Genomic DNA, 18085 nt, shown 5'->3' on the forward strand with positions numbered 1-18085 from the left:
GATAGCCATGCGGCCTACCCGGCATTCGCGCGGGAGGTCGGGATTTCACATGAGGCCATCAACGCGAGCGCCGGCGAACGAAAGCGCGGTGCGCTGCACATCCAGAACGTGAACGCCTATCACAGCCGGATGCGCACCTGGCTGCTGCCGTTCCGCGGCATCGCCAGCCGATACCTGGGCCACTACTTCGGCTGGCGCTGGGCGCTGGATGGCCAGCGTATTGCCAGCCCCGGCGCCTTTTTGAGAGCGGCGCTCGGCAGATTCAACACTTAGCGCGAACAGCGCCAAAAAAAACGCCCCGGTCTCCCGGGGCGTTTCACTTGTGCACATATATATAGTGCGGTACGGCAATCAGCGCTTTGCGTCCGCCGCCGCCTCGTCCGGGCGCAGCTTGCCCGCCAGGCGGTCCAGCACGCCGTTCACGTACTTGTGGCCGTCGATGCCGCCGAAGGACTTGGTCAGCTCGACCGCTTCGTTGATCACGACGCGGTACGGGATCTCGATCTTGTTCTTCAGCTCCCAGGCGCCCAGCAGCAGTACCGCATGTTCGATCGGCGACAGTTCGGCGATCGGACGGTCCAAGGTCGGGGCCAGGGTCTCGCGCAGTTCGACCGACTGGGCGATCGTGCCGTTCAGCAGCTCGGTGAAGTACTCGGCGTCGGCCTTGTCGAAGCCGTGGGCGGCGCGGATGTGGTTGACGACCGTCGAGGCCGGCTCATTGTTCAGCAGCCATTGGTAGAGGCCCTGCAACGCGAACTCGCGCGCGCGGTGACGCGGCGTGCGGTTCTTGTTCGGGTTGGCGTGAATGCTCTTGTCAATCATGTTCTTACCTTGCTACCGGTTATTCTTCTTCGGCCTGCAGCTCGTCGAGGCCGAGCAGCAGGTTGGCCATCTCGACGGCGACGCGGGCGGCGTCCGTGCCCTTCTCGGCCATGCGCGCTTCGGCCTGCTCGTCGTTCTCGGTGGTCAGCACGGCGTTGGCGATCGGCATGCCGTAGTCCAGACCGATGCGGGTGATGCCGGCGCCCGACTCGTTCGAGACCAGCTCGAAGTGGTAGGTCTCGCCGCGGATCACGGCGCCCAGTGCGATCAGGGCGTCGAACTGCTGGGTTTCGGCCATCTTCTGCAGGGCCAGCGGGATTTCCAGGGCGCCCGGCACGGTCACGTGCAGGATGTCCTCGTCCGCCACGCCCAGGTGCTTCAGCTCCGCCAGGCAGGCCGACAGCAGGCCATGGCCGACGTCGGCATTGAATCGTGCCTGCACGATCCCGATGCGCAGGCCTTCACCCTGCATATTGCTTTCAAAAGTTCCTACCGTCATGGCTGCCTCTTTTTCTGTTTACTGTAAATGTTTGAATGGTAGCGCGTCAGGCGCATCGCTCGCGCCTGATACGCTCGATGTTTACGCTTCCGGCTTGGCCAGGTAACCCGTGACTTCCAGGTCGAAGCCGACCATCGACGGCATCTTGCGCGGATTCGCCAGCAGCTTCATCTTGCACACGCCCACCTGCTTGAGGATCTGGGCGCCGATACCGTAGGTGCGCAGGTCGAGATTCGCCGCGCGGCCGCCTTGTCGCGGCGCCGACTTGTCGGCGAACTGGGCGAACAGCTCGTCGGCCGTCTCGCCGCAGTTCAGCAGCACGATGACGCCGGCTTCCGCCGCCTTGATCGCCTGCATCGCCGTCGACAGGTTCCACGAGTGCGAGGTGGCGCGGTTGTCCAGCAGGTCGACGATCGAGACCGGCTGGTGCACGCGCACCAGGGTTTCCTTGTCGGCTTCCGGCGTGCCGTGCACCAGCGCCAGGTGGGCGCTTGCGCTCGGCTTGTCGCGGAAGGCGACCAGCTTGAACTCGCCGTGCACGGTCGACAGCTGGCGCTCGGCCACGCGCTCGACCAGCGATTCGGTCTGGCTGCGGTAGTGGATCAGGTCGGCGATGGTGCCGATCTTCAGCTTGTGCTCCTCGGCGAACTCGAGCAGGTCCGGCAGGCGCGCCATGGTGCCGTCTTCCTTGATGATCTCGCAGATCACGGAAGCCGGCGTCAGGCCCGCCATCTCGGTCAGGTCGCAGCCCGCCTCGGTATGGCCGGCGCGCATCAGCACCCCGCCCTTCACTGCGCGCAGCGGGAAGATGTGGCCCGGCTGCACCAGGTCTTCCGGCTTCGCGTTCTTCGCCACCGCCACCTGGATGGTGCGGGCGCGGTCGGCCGCCGAGATGCCGGTGGTGACGCCTTCGGCCGCTTCGATCGAGACCGTGAAATTGGTGCCGAAGGAGGTACCGTTCCGGGTCGTCATCATCGGCAGTTCGAGGCGGTCGCAGATCTCTTCCGACAGGGTCAGGCAGACCAGGCCGCGCGCGTGGCGGATCATGAAGTTGATCGCTTCGGGCGTGACGTGTTCGGCGGCGAGCACCAGGTCGCCCTCGTTCTCACGGTCTTCCTCGTCGACCAGAATGACCATGCGCCCTGCGCGCAGTTCGTCGACGATTTCCTGGGTGGTGGACATGGGCATGCGGGTTCCTCGGGGGCAGTGCGGAAACCCGCTATTTTAATGGATTTGCCAGCCTTGCACCGGGCCGGATGGCGGCAATCGCAGCCCGGGGCGCAGCCGGCCACCGCCGGGCTCGGAAGCTTGTTGCATATTGACAACGATCACTGCACTCTTTCGGTGCAACTATGGTGTTCGACAACCACTGTGCTGCGGGCCGCGCAGGGTAGAATGATTTTTTATTGCTCAACCGGAGCATCTCGCATGTTCGTCCGCCTTGCCCGCACCACCCTGCTCACCGCCATCCTGCTCACCTCGCCGCTGGTTGTCGCTGCGAGCCTCGACCTGAATGCCCCACTGCCGGTCGCGCCCCAGCTCAAGGTCGGCAAGCTGCCGAACGGCCTCACCTACTACATCCAGAAGAACCGCAAGCCCGAGCACAAGCTGGAGCTGCGCCTGGTGGTGAAGGCCGGCTCCATCCTCGAGGACGAAGACCAGCAGGGCCTGGCCCACTTCACGGAGCACATGGCCTTCAACGGTTCGACCCATTTCAAGAAGCACGAGCTGGTGTCCTACCTGCAGTCGATCGGCGTGAAATTCGGCGCCGACCTGAACGCCTACACCTCCTTCGACGAAACCGTCTACGTGCTGCCGGTGCCGGCCGAGGGCAAGCAGGATCTCGACAAAGCCTTCCAGGTGCTGCAGGACTGGGCCCAGGGCCTGACCCTGAACGATGCCGACATCGACAAGGAGCGCGACATCGTGCTCGAAGAGCTACGCCTCGGCAAAGGCGCGGGCGACCGCATGCAGAAGGTCCTGATGCCGAAGATGTACAACGGCTCGCGCTATGCCGAGCGCCTCCCGATCGGCAAGGAAGACACCCTGCGCAGCTTCAAGCCCGAAGCCCTGCGCCGCTTCTACCGCGACTGGTACCGTCCCGACCTGATGGCCGTGGTGGCGGTCGGCGACATCGACCCGGTCCAGGCCGAGCAGCTGATCAAGCGCCACTTCGGCGGCCTGAAGAACCCGGCCTCGCCGCGCCCGCGCGCCTATGCCCAGATCCCGCCCCGTCTCGAAACCGAGGCGCTGGTCGTGACCGACAAGGAAGCCGGCCCGGCCTCGGTCCTGATCCGCTATCCGGTGATGTCCTTCAGCGAGCGCGCCACCATCGGCGGCTACCGCGAGCAGCTGGTCGAAGGCCTGTTCGCCGGCATGCTGAACCAGCGCCTGTCCGAACTGGCGCAGCTGCCCTCGCCGCCCTTCATGGGCGCCAGCAGCGCGCTGGGCCGCCTGACGCCGCGCTACCGCTCCTACAACGCAATGGCGGCGCTGGGCGAAGGCGGCGCCAACCCGGCGATCGACGCCCTGGTGCAGGAGAACGAACGCGCGCGCCGCTTCGGCTTCAGCGAGGCCGAACTCGATCGCATGAAGAAAGGCGTGATGCGCACCTACGAGCGCGCCTGGAACGAACGCGACAAGACCGACTCGGGCGGCCTGGCCGCCGAATACATCCGCAACTTCCTCGAAGGCGAATCAATCCCCGGCATCGAGAACGAATACCGCTACGTGAGCGAACTCCTGCCCGGCATCACGGCCGCGGAGATCAACGCCTACGCGCGCCGCACCATCCCCGCCGATTCGGGCAAGCTGGTGATCTATACCGGCCCGGCCAAGGAAGCCGCAGCGATACCGACCGGCGAGCAGCTGCTGGCCGCGGTCGCCGCCGCCGAACGCCGCGACGTCAAAGCCCACGCCGAGAAGGCGGTGGCGGCGCAGCTGATGGACAAGCCGCCCGCTCCCGGCAGCATCGTCGCCGAGAGCCGCGACGAGCGCCTCGGCACCACCAGCCTGGTGCTGTCGAACGGCGTGAAGGTGATCCTCAAGCCGACCAGCTTCCGCAACGACCAGGTGCTGATGAGCGCCGCCCGCTTCGGCGGCCAGAGCCTGTTCGACACCAAGGACATGTTCAACGCGCGCTACGCCGACACCATCGTCGCCGCGATGGGCCTGAAGGATTTCTCGCCCCTCGACATGCGCAAGATCCTGGCCGGCAAGGCGGCCGCCGTCAGCGCCGGCCTGGGCAACAACACCGACGTGGTCGCCGGCACCGCGGGCGCCACCGACATCGAGACCATGCTGCAGATGGTGTGGCTGAAGTTCGCCGGCGTGCGCCGCGACGAAAACCTGTACAAATCCTTCATCGGCAAGCAGATCGAACTGGCGCGCAACCGCGCCTCGCAGCCGGGCGCGCTGTTCGGCGACGTGCTGGTCAAGACCCTGTACGGCGACAATCCGCGCGCCCCGCGCGCCCTGAAGCCCGAGGACTTCGCCAGCATCGACCTCGACCGCGCGATCGCCATCTACCGCCAGCGCTTCTCGAGCGCCAAGGACCTGACCTTCATCTTCGTCGGCAGCTTCGATGTCAACGCCATCAAGCCCCTGCTGTCCACCTACCTGGCCAGCCTGCCGACCCCTAGCATTCCGGTCGCTTTCCGCGACCTCGGCATCCGCCCCGTGAAAGGCGTGGTCAAGAAGGAAGTCAACAGCGGTTCGGAAGACAAGAGCACGGTCTCGCTGACCTTCACCGGCGCCGCCGAGGTCAACGAGCTCGAAGAGCTGCGCCTGTCGGCCCTGACCGAGGTGATGAACATCCGCATCATCGACGTGCTGCGCGAGAAGCTGGGCCTGATCTACGGCGGCGGCATGGAAGCCTCGATGACGCGCATCCCCTACAGCCACTACACGGTGGGCGTAACCCTGCCGACCGGTCCGGAAAACGTCGACAAGGTGCTCAGCGCAACCTTCGCCGAAATCGAGCGCATGCGCACCCAGGGCCCGGACCAGGCCGACCTCGACAAGGTCAAGACCAACTGGCTGCAGACCTACCGCAAGTCGCTCAAGGAAAACGGCTACTGGCTGGCCGCGCTGCAGACCTCGCTGACCGAGGGCACCGACCCGGCCACCATCCTCACCTTCGACAAGGAAGTGCAGAAGCTGAGCGTGGCGGACCTGAAGGCGGCGGCGCAGCGCTACCTGAAGCCGGACAACTACGTGCAGGTGGTGTTGAATCCGGAGAAGGCGGCGGCGCAGGTAGCCGTTGCAGCGAGAACGCAGAAGGCCCCGCAGTGAATTCGCTGGGTGGGTATGGAGTGCCCACCCAGCTTCCTTAGATCTTCAGTTCGAGCCGCACAGCCAGCGTCGTGTAAGTGCGCACCGACGTATCCAGCGCCTGCACCAGTTCACCGAGATCATCCACCCGCGCAGTCTCATACCTGCGCGGCAGCAGGTTGTTCCCCGAAATCCGCAACTGCGTATTGGCGCTGAACTTCCACAATCCATACAGGTCGAGCTGGCGCTTCATGCCGGTCGTGTACAGCTCGGCCACGCTGCTCTGGACCACGGTCGGTGGCGTCCAGTTGAGGTTGCCGCCAACCGTCAGCGGCGCGTTCTTCACGCGGTAATCGAGACCGAAGTTGGCGGTCTGCCTGGCCTGCCGCTCGAGCCGGTTATTGGGTCCGGGGATGTCGTCGACGCTCGACCAGTAGCGGCTGTAATTGGCGCGCAGGTCCAGGTCCGGCGCCCCGGCGAGCACTTCGGCCAGCTGGAACTTGGCTTCCAGCTCGACGCCGCGGGTAACAGCATGGCCGATGTTCGCCGGCGTCGACACCCAGCGCGGACCGATGCTGGTCGATTGCAGCGCCGTCTGGCGACGCATCAGGTCGTCGATGTCGCGCAGGAAGGCGCTGGCCGACAGGATCCCGCTGCGGCTCAGGTAGTGCTCATAGGCCAGGTCGATGCCCGTTGCCAGTTCCGGCTTCAGATTCGGATTGCCGGTGCGGTCCGGACGGGTCGGGTGGTTATCGCTGGTGAACGAAGGCGCCGCGATCAGGTCGTCCAGAACGGGCGCCTTGTAGCTCCGGGTCAGGCTGGCGCGCACCTGGTCGCGTTTGGAACCGGGAATGCGGTACACGGTGTGCAGCACCGGGCTCCATACGCTGCTGGTGTTCTTCACCGCGTAGCCGGGGCTGTCGCTGGTGCTGCGGATGCCTTCCCAGCGCAGGCCCAGGTAGCCGGACCACTGGCTGGTGATGTCCCACTCGTCCTGTGCGAACAGGGCCAGGCGGCGGGTGTCGGCGGACAGGTTCGCGCCCGAGGCCTCGTACAGGGGATTGTTGTCGCCTTCGGCCCGGTGGACCAGCGCCAGGTGCCCGGCCTCGCCGTCCCAGCCCGCCGCGAAGTGATGGCCTTCGCCCAGCGGGCGGCTGTACTTGCCGCTATTCGAGAAACTGCGCTGGCGCTCGCGATCGACGTCGCTCAGGACCCGATTCAGCGTGCCGCCTTCGCCGTAGTTGTTGCGCAGGCTGTCGCTGTCGCTGCGATTGATGCCGGCGCTGAACTTGAGTTCCAGCTTCGCGCCGCTGTCCATCTTGTGGCTCCAGTCGCCAAGGCCGCGCGCCATCGTCCCGGTCGTCCGCGAGTCCGCGTGCTGGAGCACGAACTCCGGCGGAACGACGCCGACGACCTGGTCGACCGGCGCGTCGTTCACGCTGTGGTTGCGATTGGCGGACACGAAGGGCTGGAAGTTCAGCGTATCGCCGTTGTCGAATTTCCAGGACAGGCGCGGCGCCAGGTTCAGCGCGCGCGACCTGCCCTCGCCATAGCTGCGGATCAGCTGCAAGCGTTGAAAGCTGCCGTCGGCCAGCAGGTCGGCGTCGCGGGCGGTGACATCGGTGTGCGGCCGGCTTTCCGACACGGTGGCGTTCAGCGTCCACGTGAGCTGGCCGCGCTTGCCCGGCACGGTCACGGACACATTCGCGCCATGGCGGCCCTGCTGGATATTGTCGGCGATGCGCAGCTGCGTGTCCTTCTGCCGGTAGCCCTGGCGCAGGATGACGTTGACAGTGCCGGCGATCGCCTGGGTGCTCTGGTCGGCAACCGCACCGCGCATGATCTCGATGCGCTCCACCTGGTCGGGCGGAATCGATTCGACCGAAAAACCTGGCGGCGGACGCTCGCCATTCACCAGCACCTGGGTGTAGCCGTTGCCGAGGCCACGCATCTGGACGCTGCCGCCGGTCCCCGGCGCGCCGGACATCGTGATGCCGGGCAGGCGCTTGAGCACTTCGCCGAGGCTGGTGTCGCCGTTGCGTTCGAGCTCCTCGCGCCCCACCACCAGCTTCGACGCTGTGGACAGGCGGCGGGTTTCGATATCGTCGGCGCGGGTACCGCTGACGAGTACCTGCTGCGGCTGGCCTTCGGCCTTGACGGGCTCCTGTTTGACGCTGTCTTGCGCGAAGGCGCCGCCGGCCCCGCACATGGCAAGGCAGGCGGCAGGTAAAAGCTTTTTCATCTCGTGCTTACTTCAGATATTTGTTGAACCAACCGATTTCGCGCGCGCGCAGGTCCTTCTGGTGCTCCGGCTTGCGCAAAGCATGCCCCTCCCCCTCATAGATCACCAAGGTGGTCGGCACACCCATCGCTTTCAGTCCATGCCAGAACTCCAGCGACTGCGCCGGCGGGCACTCGACGTCGCGTTCGCCCACGTAGATCAGGGTCGGCGTCTTCGCGGCCTTGATCGACTCGATCGGCGAGGCCGCGCGGTACACGGCCGGGTCGTCGTACATGGTGGCACCGAAGAAGGGCACCATCCACTGGTCGATGCCGTTCTGGCCGTAGTAGCTGATCCAGTTGGCGATGCCGGCGCCGGCCACCGCGGCCTTGAAGCGCTGGCTGTGGGTCACGCCCCACATCGTCATGAAGCCGCCGTAGGAGTGGCCCATCAGGCCCAGGCGCTTGCCGTCCACCGGCGCCTGCCTGATGGCGGCGTCGACGCCGGCCAGGATGTCGCGCCAGTCGCCGCCGCCGAAATCCTTCCGGTTGGCGCTGGTGAAGCTCGATCCCTGGCCGTAGCTGCCGCGCGGGTTCGGCATGAACACGAAATAGCCTTCCTTGACCAGTTCGCGCACCAGCGCGTTGCCGCCCTCGCCACCGGAGATGTAGCGCGGGGTAGCTGCCGCAGCGGGACCGCCGTGCACCTGCACGATCATCGGGTAGGTCTTGCCGGCGTCGAGCTGGCGCGGACCGACCAGCCAACCCTGCACCTTCAAGCCCTCGTTGGTCCAGGCGACGCTTTGCGCGGACACCACCGGCCCGAAGGCATCATTGTCGTGGGTGATCGGGCTCATCTCCGGCAGGCGGCCGGCGACGATGCGCGGCGCGTGCTCGTAGTCCTCATGCACCGAAGCCGCGACCTTGCCGTCGGCGCTGAACACGAAGCGGCCGTCGCGCGAGGCGGAGGCCGTGACCGGGCCCTTCCACAGCACCCGGCTGCTCCTGGCGGCCGGGTCGACCGCGACCACGGCGGCGTCGGCGCCGGCCAGAACGGAGGCCATCACCTGCGTGCCGCGCCAGGCGATGCCGTTGAAGGTGCCGGCAAAGCCCGGGGTCACGTCGACCGGCTCGCCGCCATCGATCGAGACCGTGTAGACGTCGCCGCCGACCGAGCCGAAATCGCTCATCAGGCCGCCGATGAAGGCGACCGTCTTCCCGTCCGGCGACACGTGCGGCATGTTCATCTGCATCTTCGGCGCCGCCAGCACGCGCAGGCTGCCTGTAGCAAGCTCGACATGGCCGAGGGTCGCGATCCACCAGTTGTTGTCGCCATTGCCCTTGGCGCTGGTGACGACGAAGCCCTTGCCGTCCGGGGTCCAGTCGTATTCGTAGATGAAGGTATCGCTTGGCGACACCAGCTTGAAGTCGCCGCCGCCGCTCGACACCACGGCGATGCGCTGTTCGTCTTCCTGTTCGGCCATGCCGATCTCGCCGATCTGGCGCGCACCCGCCTCCACCGCACCGGTCAGCTTTTTGGCGCCGACGGTGGCGAGGAAGGCGAGCTGGCGGCCATCCGGCGACCAACGCACGGTGTTCGCCACGCCCTTGACGACGGCCACCGGCGTCAGCTTGCCGTCGCGCAGCACGTTGACGGTGGCGGTGCCGGCTTTCGCATCGGTGCTGATCAAGGCCATCGCCTTCTGGTCCGGCGACCATACCGGCGCCTCGATGCGGCACTGGATGCAATCGGACTGTACGAAGGTCGAGACGATCTTGCCGGTCGCGGTGTCGCGCACCACGATGCGCGGGCCGGTCTTCGCTTCGCCTTCGCTGGCCTCGATCGCGGCCAGGCGTTCGCCGTTGCCGGAAATCGCCAGCGAGCGGTAACTGCGCATGCCTTCCGCCGAGCTGAGCCCGGCCGCGGTCAGCAGGGCGACCAGCGCCGCGCCCTTGAGTACCGTCTTCAATTCGATGGATTCCGTATGCTTCATCCTGGGGTCCCCTGTGTCTGTTTTATTCTGCGGTAAATACAGGCGAGCGAATGCCCTGCCTACTGGACTTATTGCCAGCAGGCAGTCTACGCCATTTGAGGGGTATTCGGAGAAAATCCGCCCGGCAGGCGCCGGGCGCGGATCAGGCCTTGGCGGCCGACAGCATGCGCTCGACGTAGCGCGCGATCAGGTCGATCTCGAGGTTCACCTTGGCGCCGGCATGCAGGTGCTTGAGGGTGGTGACGGCGATCGTGTGCGGGATCAGGTTGATCGAGAAGCGGCAGACTTTTTCGCCATTCGCTTCGAGGTCTTCGACGCTGTTGACGGTCAGCGAAACGCCGTTCACGACGATCGAACCTTTGTACGCCAGGTACTTGCCCAGCTCCACGGGCGCGTCGATGACGAGCTTGAAGGATTCGCCGATCGGCTCGAAGCTGTGCACCGTGCCGAGGCCGTCGACGTGGCCCGAGACGAGGTGGCCGCCGAGGCGCTCGGCCAGGGTCAGCGCCTTTTCCAGGTTCACTTCGCCCGGCTGGTCCAGGCCGGCGGTGCGGTTCAGGCTTTCGCGCGAGACGTCCACGGCGAAGTTATTGCCAGCTTTCTCGACCACGGTCATGCAGGCGCCGTTGATGGCGATCGAGTCGCCCAGCGCGACGTCGTCCAGTCCCAGGCCGGCGGCCTCGATCTGCAGGCGCACGCCGGCGAACGAACCGCCTTCGAGCGGCTTGACCGATTGGATGCTGCCCACCGCAGCGACGATTCCAGTAAACATCCTTATTCCTTCTCTTGATGATTGAAGCGCGCCAGGATGCGCAGGTCGGGGCCGACCTGTTGCACGCCCTGGAAGCGCAATGCGAATTTGTCCTGCAGCTGCGCCAGCGGCGGCAGGGCGAACATGCCCTGCCCCGGCCCGATCAGGCTCGGCGCCAGGTAGACCAGCAGTTCGTCGACGCAGCCTTCGCGCACCAGCGAGGCGTTCAGCTTGCTGCCCGCCTCGACGTGCACCTCGTTGATCTCACGCCGGCCCAGTTCCAGCATCAGGGCCGGCAGATCGACCTTGCCGGCACTATTGGGCAGCATGATGACTTCGTGACCGGCGGCGCGCAGAAGGGCTGCCTTCCCGGCGCTTTTCCCCGCCCCGGCCTGCGCGGCGACGATCCAGCACGGCTCGCCCCGCAGGATGCGCGCATCCGGATCGATGTCCAGCCGGCTGTCGACGATCACGCGGCGCGGCTGCATCGGCGTATCGATGCCACGCACGGTCAGCTGCGGATCGTCGGCCTTGACGGTGCCGATGCCGGTCAGGATGACCTGGGCGCGGGCGCGCCAGGCGTGGCCGTCGGCGCGTGCCTCCGGGCTGGTGATCCACTGGCTTTCGCCGGACGCCAGCGCCGTCGCCCCATCCAGGCTGGCTGCCGTCTTCAGGCGCACCCAGGGTTTCTTGAACCGCATGCGGTTGAAGAAGCCGATGTTCAGTTCGTAGGCCTGGTCGGCCATGATGCCCGAGCTGACCGCGATGCCGGCCGCTTCCAGCTGCGCCAGACCGCGGCCGGCCACCAGCGGATTCGGATCGACCATAGCCGCCACCACGCGCCCGAGACCGGCCTGGATCAGCGCGCTCGAACACGGCGGCGTGCGGCCGTGGTGGCTGCAGGGTTCCAGCGTGACGTAGGCGGTGGCGCCGGCTACGTCCTTGCCGCGCGCCTGGGCGTCGCGCAGGGCCTGGATTTCGGCGTGCGCCTGCCCGGCCGGCTGGGTGTGGCCGGCGCCGATCACTTCGCCGTCGCGCACGATCACGCAGCCGATGCGCGGGTTCGGCGCGGTGATGTACATGCCCCTGGCCGCCCATTCCAGCGCCAGGGCCATGCCTTCGGTATCGCTCAGTATCAACACGTTGGTTTCATTCGGTTCGTTATGGCGGCGCGGCGGGTCCCTCGCAGGACTTGTCGCGCGCCGGATCGCAGCTGCGGGCCCGGCCCAGCATATTGATTTTAATACGCCGGATGCTGCCGCCGTGGAACAGCGACAGCGTGCCATAGCGCGCCGCCGCCGGGTTGCTGTCGCGGCAGCTGCGCCCGGCGCCATTGTAGGCGATATAGAAAGGCGGCGCCGAGGTGGTGAAGGAAAAGCCGACCGCCAGGCCCTGCGCCAGCGGACCGTGCTCGGCCAGGATCGTGTCGCCGGGCCCGGGCTGGCGGTCGCCGTCGCGGTCGACGAAAACGGTCCAGCCGCGGCGCCAGTCGGCGCCGTCCTGCCCCTTCGGCAACACGGTGACGACCTCGCCGCGCGCCAGCGCCTGGGCGCGCGCCATGCCGATGGCGGCGAACAGGTCGCCGGTGGCGGTCTTGAGCTGCTGGGTGCGGATCAGCTCGCGCAGATTCGGCGCGCCCACACCCAGCAGGATGGCGGCGATCGCCAGCACGGCCAGCAGCTCGATCAGCGAAAAGCCGCCGTGCCGCCGGCGCCACGCCTTCATTCCCAGCAACGGCCGCTGCCCTGCGCCGCCTGCACGCCGAGGCTGTCGATGGTCAGGGCGCCGCACTGCGGATCGCGGAAGCGGCTATCGACCTTCTCGGTGCCCGGACGGGCGCGCAGCTGGACGCAGTCGGCGATATCGCGGTCCGGGCAGGCGCGTGCATCCAGCTCGTAGAAGCTTGCCGCTGCGCTCACGCCGGACCACCAGCGGAATCCCTGGGCCTGGGCGTCCTCGCTGCTGGAAGAGAATGCGATATAGCTGTTGTGCTGCATGTGGTAGCGCTCCTGTTGCTGCATCGCTTCGATCAGGGCGATCTGTCCTTCGGTACGCTTGGTCCGCACGATGTGACTTGCATAACTCGGGTAAGCCACCGCCGCCAGGATGGACAGGATGGCCATCACGATCAGCATCTCGATCAGGGTAAAGCCGGGCTGCACCTTCATGGTTCTCGTTTCCTCATGGTTGGCTGGGTTCTTCATTCGATGGCCTCGGCATGCAGCCGCGGCCAGTTGGCGATTTCGCGCCAGGCGATGCGTCCGGCAGGTAGCTGGACGGCGGGCGGCGTGGGTGGACCAGGATTCGGCCGCCCCGCCCCGTTCGGCGGGCCGGCATCGTCCGGCGGACCGGCCCCGCCCGGCTCGGGCTCGCTGGCATCCGGCTCGCCGGCGTCACGGCCAGGCGATGCGCCACCCGGCGGCGCCGGTTTCGGCTTGCGGTACACCGACTGCAGCACGACCCGCGCCGATGCCTGGCTGCCGAAACCGATCGCGGTGATCCGGTAGAAACTGCCGAGGGATGCGCTGGCGCCCGGCGGTGCGATCCGCTCGATCAGGTAAGCCGGCGGCTGGGCCGGCAGCAAGCCCTTGCCGGTCGCCATGTTCGCGCCGGTGTAATGTCCGTAAGGCACCATGGCCGGATTGCCGGGATCCGCCAGATCCTGGGCCTGCCAGGCCGGCGGCGAGCTTGCCAGGCAGAGTCCGCGCGAGCTGCCGGCACGGCCGCATCCCTCGGCGAATCCGCCGGCGCCGGCAGGCGTGAACTGCGCTGCGCGGGCCGGATCGGCGCCGGCAGATGCCGCAGCAATATCGCGCTCGGCATCCAGCAAGGCGGCTTCGGCGGCTTCGTAGGCAAGGCCGCGCTCGCGCTCGGCGCGGGCTGCGGCAATGGACGCGAACGCGGTACGCGACACCGAAATGCCCACCAGCATGGCCGCCAGCATCAGCACCAGTGCGCACACCAGCGCGGCGCCGCGCCGGCGCTCAGGATGCAGTGACAACGGCAAGCTCATGGAGCCTCCGCCGGCAGCGCCACCGTCGTGGAAAACAGCCTGCGCTCACGCCGCCGCAGCTTGTTCGGCAGCGCATCCTCGCGCAGTACCGTGCCCACATCGCTCTTCGCCGCGCCGGCCGCGTGGAGCGGCCCGAACAGCTGATATTCGCGGCTCTCGTGGTCCTGCCGGGTCGGCCTTGCGCCGTGCAGCAGCAGGCCGACGCGCACGCTGACCACGCGTTTCCAGTGCGTCCGGCGATTGAATTCCTGGGGCGGCAGGCCGGCCGGCAGTGCCGCGTCCAGCGCGCGGATCGCATCCGCATTCACATAGCGGTTGGCGGCACCGTCGCGCGGGGTATCGGTGTCCAGGCCGTAGAGCACCTGGAAACTGTCGACGCCGGTAACCACGGCGTCCGCGCTCCAGTTGCCGGCGCCGCGGTATTTGCAGCGCAGCTCGGGTTCGCCGTCGCCGTTCTTCGCCACATAGAAGATGCTCCAGCCTTCTTCGCCGGCGGCGACCGTGAAGCCTGCGCAATCGACCACGCTGCCGTCGCCGCTGGCCGTCCCGGCACCGGGAAAGCGCACGGCCAGCACGTCGCTGCCGTTCGCCACCGCCGCCAGGGGCACGGCGATGCCGGCCGTCGTGCCGCCGAGCGAGCGCGCATCGAGCCCCGCCAGGCGGGCCGGCAAACCGTCGACGGGTGCGGACAGGTCGAGCTGCATCGGATCGGCGTACGCGGCCAGGCGCACCGCGCGGCCGACCAGTTCGAGGGCATTGCGGCCGGCGTCGTCGAGGGCCGCGCTTTCCATCTGGGCGGCGTAGGCGCCGTTGGCCAGGCCCAGCAGGCGGGCCGCGGACAGCACGACCGCCAGGCCGATTGCGAGGGCCACCATCATCTCGACCAGGGTCAGGCCGGCCTGCGGCGGACGGAAACGCCGCCTCATGGCGCACCCGTCCCAAGCATCAGGAACACGGCCGGCGCGGCCGGCTCGCCCCGTTTTCTGCGCCAGCCCAGCTTGATGGCGACCGGCGCGCCCGGCTCTCCGGTGCAGGTCCAGGCCGGCAAGCCGTCCGCATCCGCAGGCTGGCCGTCGCGGCACACGCGCATGCGCGCGCCGGGAAAGCGGCTGGCCAGCAGGGCCGCGGTTTCGCCGAGGTCGAAGCCGGCCATCTGCATGGGATCGCAATCGGCGTCGCCATGGCAGGAGACCGGGGCCGGCATGGCCGCGCCGGCCTCGGCATCGAACTGGAGATAGGGATTGGCGGCATCGGGCAGCGCCATCGCGACCGGATTCGCGCGCATGCGCTGGGCCAGCGAGGCGGCCAGGCGCAGGCCGTCGGACAGGCGCGCGGCCTCGTCCACCAGGCGCACGGCGCCGGTCTGCACGGCCGCCGCCCCGGCGACGCCGAGGGCGACGACGAACAGGGCCACCAGCACTTCCACCAGCGTAAAGCCGGCGCTGGTGCCGAGGGCACGACGGCCGCGCATACGATACCTCCAGGTCTCGATCAGGGAGACCAGAAGTTATCAGGCGGGCTCAAGTCAGCCGTGGGGACGGCTCAAACGAACGAACGGAACTTTAACTGGAGGGCGTTTTCGCACCCGGACCGACTTCGGCGATGGCTTCCTGGAACTCGGCCAGGTCTTCGAAGTTCTTGTAGACGGACGCGAAACGGATGTAGGCGATCTTGTCGAGACGCTTGAGTTCCTGCATCACGAGTTCGCCGACGTGGACGCTGTCGACCTCGCGGCGGCCGCTGGTCAGCAGTTTTTCCTCGATCGAGGCGATGGCGGCGTCGATGGCGCCGGCGGCCACGGGACGCTTGCGCAGGGCCAGCATCAGGCTGCCGCGCAGTTTGGAGGATTCGAATTCGGTACGGCTGCCGTTCTTCTTGACGATGATCGGCATCGACAGTTCGACGCGCTCGTAGGTGGTGAAGCGCTTGTCGCACTGGGCGCAGCGGCGCCGGCGGCGGATGGAGTCCCCTTCCTCGGATACGCGGGTATCGAGGACCTGGGTGTCTTCATGCTGACAGAACGGACATTTCATGGTCGCCGGGGCTGCTGCGCTGTTGACGCGTTATGCTGCGTAGACCGGGTACTTGTCGGTCAGTTTCTTGACTTCGGCCTTGACGCGCTCGATGGTCGCGGCGTCGTGCGGGTTGTCCAGCACGTCGGCGATCAGGTTGCCCACCTTGGTAGCGTCCTCTTCCTTGAAGCCGCGGGTGGTGAAGGCCGGGCTGCCGAGGCGGATGCCGGAGGTCACGAAAGGCTTCTGCGGGTCGTTCGGGATGCCGTTCTTGTTGCAGGTCATGTGTGCCTGGCCCAGGATGGCTTCCGCCTCCTTGCCGGTGAGGCCCTTCGAACGCAGGTCGACCAGCATCACGTGCGACTCGGTGCGGCCGGACACGATGCGCAGGCCGCGCGAAATCAGGGCGTCGGCCAGGGCCTTGGCGTTCTTGACCACCTGCTGCTGGTATTCCTTGAATTCCGGCGACAGCGCTTCCTTGAACGCGACGGCCTTGCCGGCGATCACGTGCATCAGCGGACCACCCTGGATGCCCGGGAAGATCGCCGAGTTGATGGCCTTCTCGTGCTCGGCCTTCATCAGGATGATGCCGCCGCGCGGGCCGCGCAGGGATTTGTGGGTGGTCGAGGTGACGAAGTCGGCGTAAGGCACCGGGTTCGGGTATTCGCCCGCGGCGATCAGGCCGGCGTAGTGGGCCATGTCGACCATGAACCAGGCGCCGATTTCCTTGGCGACCTTGGCGAAGCGCTCGAAATCGATGCGCAGCGAGAAGGCGGAGGCGCCGGCGATGATCAGCTTCGGCTTGTGCTCACGGGCCAGGGCTTCCATCTGCTCGTAGTCGATGTCTTCCTGCTCGGTCAGGCCGTAGGAAATGACGTTGAACCATTTACCCGACATGTTCAGCGCCATGCCGTGGGTCAGGTGGCCGCCTTCCGCCAGCGACATGCCCATGATGGTGTCGCCCGGCTTCAGCATGGCGAAGAACACGCCCTGGTTGGCCTGCGAGCCCGAGTTCGGCTGCACGTTGGCGGCCTCGGCGCCGAACAGTTGCTTGACGCGGTCGATCGCCAGTTGCTCGGCGATGTCGACGTATTCGCAGCCGCCGTAGTAACGCTTGCCCGGATAACCTTCGGCGTATTTATTGGTCAGCTGGGAGCCCTGGGCCTGCATCACTGCCGGCGAGGTGTAGTTCTCGGATGCGATCAGCTCGATGTGGTCTTGCTGGCGGGTGTTTTCCTTCTGGATCGCATCCCACAGTTCCGGGTCGACGTTGGCGAGCGTGTGATCTTTTGCAAACATGAAAAAACTCCAATCGATAAGAGTACCAGGCAACAGGCAGCGCTGAACCAAGGCGGGAGCGAGAAACAAGGCAGCCGCGATACGAAGCGTACCAGTCGAAGGCTGCCCAGGCGAACGGCAAACGACATCTCACGCTCCACGGTGGATCTCCACCTTCGCCGCCCTTGGGCGGTTTTCGCCAGTTACGTGAGACGTAAATGGAACTCCCGATTGTAAGGGAAGTCACGCTCGGCGTGCAAGGAACCCGATGACTGGCCGGCAAGTATGGCGAGCCGGCGCCCCGTCTCTCCGCGGATGGTCATTTCGGCTACAATCTCGCAGTTCAACTCACACCAACCGGGATCCATCATGATCGTATTCATTACCGGCGCATCGGCCGGCTTCGGTGCCGCGATGGCGCGCACCTTCGTCAAGAACGGCCACCAGGTGGTGCTGGCGGCGCGGCGCAAGGAGCGCCTGGAGGCGCTGGCCCGCGAGCTGGGCGAATCGGCGCTGCCGGTCGCGATGGATGTCACCGACAAGGCCTCGATCGAGGAAGCGCTGTCGATGCTGCCGCAATCCTGGCGCCAGATCGACGTCCTGATCAACAACGCGGGCCTGGCGCTGAACACCAAGCCGGCCCACGAGGTCCCGCTGGAAGACTGGAACACCATGATCGACACCAACGTCCGCGGCCTGGTGACGATGACCCACGCGCTGCTGCCGTCGATGGTGGAGCGCGGCAGCGGCACGATCATCAACCTCGGCTCGGTCGCCGGCCATTATCCTTACCCGGGCGGCAATGTGTACGGCGCCACCAAGGCCTTCGTCGAGCAGTTCACGCTGAACCTGCGCGCCGACCTGGTCGGTACCGGCGTGCGCGCCACCAACCTGGCGCCCGGCCTGTGCGGCGGCACCGAATTCTCGAACGTGCGCCTGAAGGGCGACGACCAGGCCGCCGCCAAGGTCTACGAAGGCACCCAGCCGCTCACCGCCGAAGACATCGCCGAAACCGCCTACTGGATCGCCACCCTGCCCCCGCACATCAACATCAACCTGATCGAGATGATGCCGACCTGCCAGGGCTTCTCGCCTTTCAACATCAAACGCACCCAGGCTTGATTGGACCGCGGTTTGCGCTGGGTCAGCCATGTAACCGGAGCGACACTATTTGTGAGAAAGTGTTACAGTTGTTGGCTGAGTATGCATGGCTCACGTCTACTA

At 66.7% G+C, this 18085-nt stretch carries 16 protein-coding genes, 1 pseudogene and 1 riboswitch; of the genes and pseudogenes, 3 read left to right on the forward strand and 14 right to left on the reverse strand.

Annotated elements, in window-relative coordinates:
- A pseudogene (locus AC1DOP_RS17400) lies at positions 1-273 on the forward strand (hypothetical protein); the annotation flags it as partial.
- Positions 274-351: 78 nt separating this feature from the next.
- Here the strand turns inward: AC1DOP_RS17400 and nusB are convergent.
- From nusB to ribBA, 3 genes are all read right to left on the reverse strand, one after another.
- Positions 352-822: a transcription antitermination factor NusB gene (gene nusB / locus AC1DOP_RS17405; RefSeq protein ID WP_442121599.1), complete on the reverse strand. Its 471-nt coding sequence runs from the start codon at positions 820-822 to the stop codon at positions 352-354.
- Positions 823-841: 19 nt separating this feature from the next.
- Positions 842-1321, reverse strand: a complete 480-nt coding sequence (gene ribH / locus AC1DOP_RS17410; RefSeq protein ID WP_442121600.1) for a 6,7-dimethyl-8-ribityllumazine synthase — start codon at positions 1319-1321, stop codon at positions 842-844.
- A gap of 81 nt (positions 1322-1402) precedes the next feature.
- Positions 1403-2509, reverse strand: coding sequence for a bifunctional 3,4-dihydroxy-2-butanone-4-phosphate synthase/GTP cyclohydrolase II (gene ribBA / locus AC1DOP_RS17415; protein ID WP_442121601.1), 1107 nt, complete (start codon positions 2507-2509; stop codon positions 1403-1405).
- Positions 2510-2749: 240 nt separating this feature from the next.
- On the opposite strand from ribBA, the gene AC1DOP_RS17420 reads away from it, so the two are divergent.
- Positions 2750-5614 (forward strand): M16 family metallopeptidase, encoded by a 2865-nt coding sequence (locus AC1DOP_RS17420; protein ID WP_477252442.1) that lies wholly within the window; start codon positions 2750-2752, stop codon positions 5612-5614.
- 37 nt (positions 5615-5651) lie between these two features.
- On the opposite strand, the gene AC1DOP_RS17425 is transcribed toward AC1DOP_RS17420, so the two are convergent.
- From AC1DOP_RS17425 to glyA, 11 genes are all read right to left on the reverse strand, one after another.
- Positions 5652-7835 carry a TonB-dependent receptor plug domain-containing protein gene (locus AC1DOP_RS17425; protein ID WP_477252444.1) on the reverse strand — a complete coding sequence of 728 codons (2184 nt, stop codon included), beginning with the start codon at positions 7833-7835 and terminating at the stop codon, positions 5652-5654.
- A gap of 7 nt (positions 7836-7842) precedes the next feature.
- Positions 7843-9807, reverse strand: a complete 1965-nt coding sequence (locus tag AC1DOP_RS17430; RefSeq protein WP_442121604.1) for a S9 family peptidase — start codon at positions 9805-9807, stop codon at positions 7843-7845.
- A gap of 142 nt (positions 9808-9949) precedes the next feature.
- Positions 9950-10579, reverse strand: a complete 630-nt coding sequence (locus tag AC1DOP_RS17435; RefSeq protein WP_442121605.1) for a riboflavin synthase — start codon at positions 10577-10579, stop codon at positions 9950-9952.
- Positions 10580-10581: 2 nt separating this feature from the next.
- Positions 10582-11673: a bifunctional diaminohydroxyphosphoribosylaminopyrimidine deaminase/5-amino-6-(5-phosphoribosylamino)uracil reductase RibD gene (gene ribD, locus AC1DOP_RS17440; protein ID WP_477252587.1), complete on the reverse strand. Its 1092-nt coding sequence runs from the start codon at positions 11671-11673 to the stop codon at positions 10582-10584.
- 46 nt (positions 11674-11719) lie between these two features.
- Positions 11720-12283 carry a GspH/FimT family pseudopilin gene (locus tag AC1DOP_RS17445; RefSeq protein ID WP_477252446.1) on the reverse strand — a complete coding sequence of 188 codons (564 nt, stop codon included), beginning with the start codon at positions 12281-12283 and terminating at the stop codon, positions 11720-11722.
- Positions 12280-12726 (reverse strand): type IV pilin protein, encoded by a 447-nt coding sequence (locus tag AC1DOP_RS17450; RefSeq protein ID WP_442121607.1) that lies wholly within the window; start codon positions 12724-12726, stop codon positions 12280-12282. The genes AC1DOP_RS17445 and AC1DOP_RS17450 overlap by 4 nt, the downstream gene beginning before the upstream one ends.
- Before the next feature lie 32 nt (positions 12727-12758).
- Positions 12759-13571, reverse strand: a complete 813-nt coding sequence (locus tag AC1DOP_RS17455; RefSeq protein WP_477252448.1) for a pilus assembly PilX family protein — start codon at positions 13569-13571, stop codon at positions 12759-12761.
- Positions 13568-14497, reverse strand: a complete 930-nt coding sequence (locus tag AC1DOP_RS17460; protein ID WP_477252450.1) for a PilW family protein — start codon at positions 14495-14497, stop codon at positions 13568-13570. The genes AC1DOP_RS17455 and AC1DOP_RS17460 overlap by 4 nt, the downstream gene beginning before the upstream one ends.
- Positions 14494-15042 carry a type IV pilus modification protein PilV gene (pilV, locus tag AC1DOP_RS17465; RefSeq protein WP_477252452.1) on the reverse strand — a complete coding sequence of 183 codons (549 nt, stop codon included), beginning with the start codon at positions 15040-15042 and terminating at the stop codon, positions 14494-14496. The genes AC1DOP_RS17460 and pilV overlap by 4 nt, the downstream gene beginning before the upstream one ends.
- Before the next feature lie 91 nt (positions 15043-15133).
- Positions 15134-15604: a transcriptional regulator NrdR gene (nrdR, locus tag AC1DOP_RS17470; RefSeq protein WP_442121611.1), complete on the reverse strand. Its 471-nt coding sequence runs from the start codon at positions 15602-15604 to the stop codon at positions 15134-15136.
- Positions 15605-15634: 30 nt separating this feature from the next.
- Positions 15635-16882, reverse strand: a complete 1248-nt coding sequence (glyA, locus tag AC1DOP_RS17475; protein ID WP_442121612.1) for a serine hydroxymethyltransferase — start codon at positions 16880-16882, stop codon at positions 15635-15637.
- 97 nt (positions 16883-16979) lie between these two features.
- Positions 16980-17078, reverse strand: a riboswitch (ZMP/ZTP riboswitch).
- A gap of 152 nt (positions 17079-17230) precedes the next feature.
- On the opposite strand from glyA, the gene AC1DOP_RS17480 reads away from it, so the two are divergent.
- A complete protein-coding gene (locus AC1DOP_RS17480; protein ID WP_477252455.1) occupies positions 17231-17983 on the forward strand; it encodes an SDR family oxidoreductase in 753 nt (250 codons plus the stop codon).
- Positions 17984-18085: the final 102 nt, after the last annotated feature.

The organism is Massilia sp. 01N410 (assembly GCF_056399665.1).

Coding starts and splice junctions, on each gene's coding strand:
- ribH (WP_442121600.1), bottom strand. CDS start 1,321: ATGACGGTAGGAACTTTTGAAAGCAATATGCAGGGTGAAGGCCTGCGC.
- AC1DOP_RS17480 (WP_477252455.1), top strand. CDS start 17,231: ATGATCGTATTCATTACCGGCGCATCGGCCGGCTTCGGTGCCGCGATG.
- ribD (WP_477252587.1), bottom strand. CDS start 11,673: ATGGCCCTGGCGCTGGAATGGGCGGCCAGGGGCATGTACATCACCGCG.
- nrdR (WP_442121611.1), bottom strand. CDS start 15,604: ATGAAATGTCCGTTCTGTCAGCATGAAGACACCCAGGTCCTCGATACC.
- AC1DOP_RS17455 (WP_477252448.1), bottom strand. CDS start 13,571: ATGAGCTTGCCGTTGTCACTGCATCCTGAGCGCCGGCGCGGCGCCGCG.
- AC1DOP_RS17445 (WP_477252446.1), bottom strand. CDS start 12,283: ATGAAGGCGTGGCGCCGGCGGCACGGCGGCTTTTCGCTGATCGAGCTG.
- AC1DOP_RS17460 (WP_477252450.1), bottom strand. CDS start 14,497: ATGAGGCGGCGTTTCCGTCCGCCGCAGGCCGGCCTGACCCTGGTCGAG.
- nusB (WP_442121599.1), bottom strand. CDS start 822: ATGATTGACAAGAGCATTCACGCCAACCCGAACAAGAACCGCACGCCG.
- AC1DOP_RS17435 (WP_442121605.1), bottom strand. CDS start 10,579: ATGTTTACTGGAATCGTCGCTGCGGTGGGCAGCATCCAATCGGTCAAG.
- AC1DOP_RS17420 (WP_477252442.1), top strand. CDS start 2,750: ATGTTCGTCCGCCTTGCCCGCACCACCCTGCTCACCGCCATCCTGCTC.
- AC1DOP_RS17425 (WP_477252444.1), bottom strand. CDS start 7,835: ATGAAAAAGCTTTTACCTGCCGCCTGCCTTGCCATGTGCGGGGCCGGC.
- pilV (WP_477252452.1), bottom strand. CDS start 15,042: ATGCGCGGCCGTCGTGCCCTCGGCACCAGCGCCGGCTTTACGCTGGTG.
- AC1DOP_RS17430 (WP_442121604.1), bottom strand. CDS start 9,807: ATGAAGCATACGGAATCCATCGAATTGAAGACGGTACTCAAGGGCGCG.
- ribBA (WP_442121601.1), bottom strand. CDS start 2,509: ATGCCCATGTCCACCACCCAGGAAATCGTCGACGAACTGCGCGCAGGG.
- AC1DOP_RS17450 (WP_442121607.1), bottom strand. CDS start 12,726: ATGAAGGTGCAGCCCGGCTTTACCCTGATCGAGATGCTGATCGTGATG.
- glyA (WP_442121612.1), bottom strand. CDS start 16,882: ATGTTTGCAAAAGATCACACGCTCGCCAACGTCGACCCGGAACTGTGG.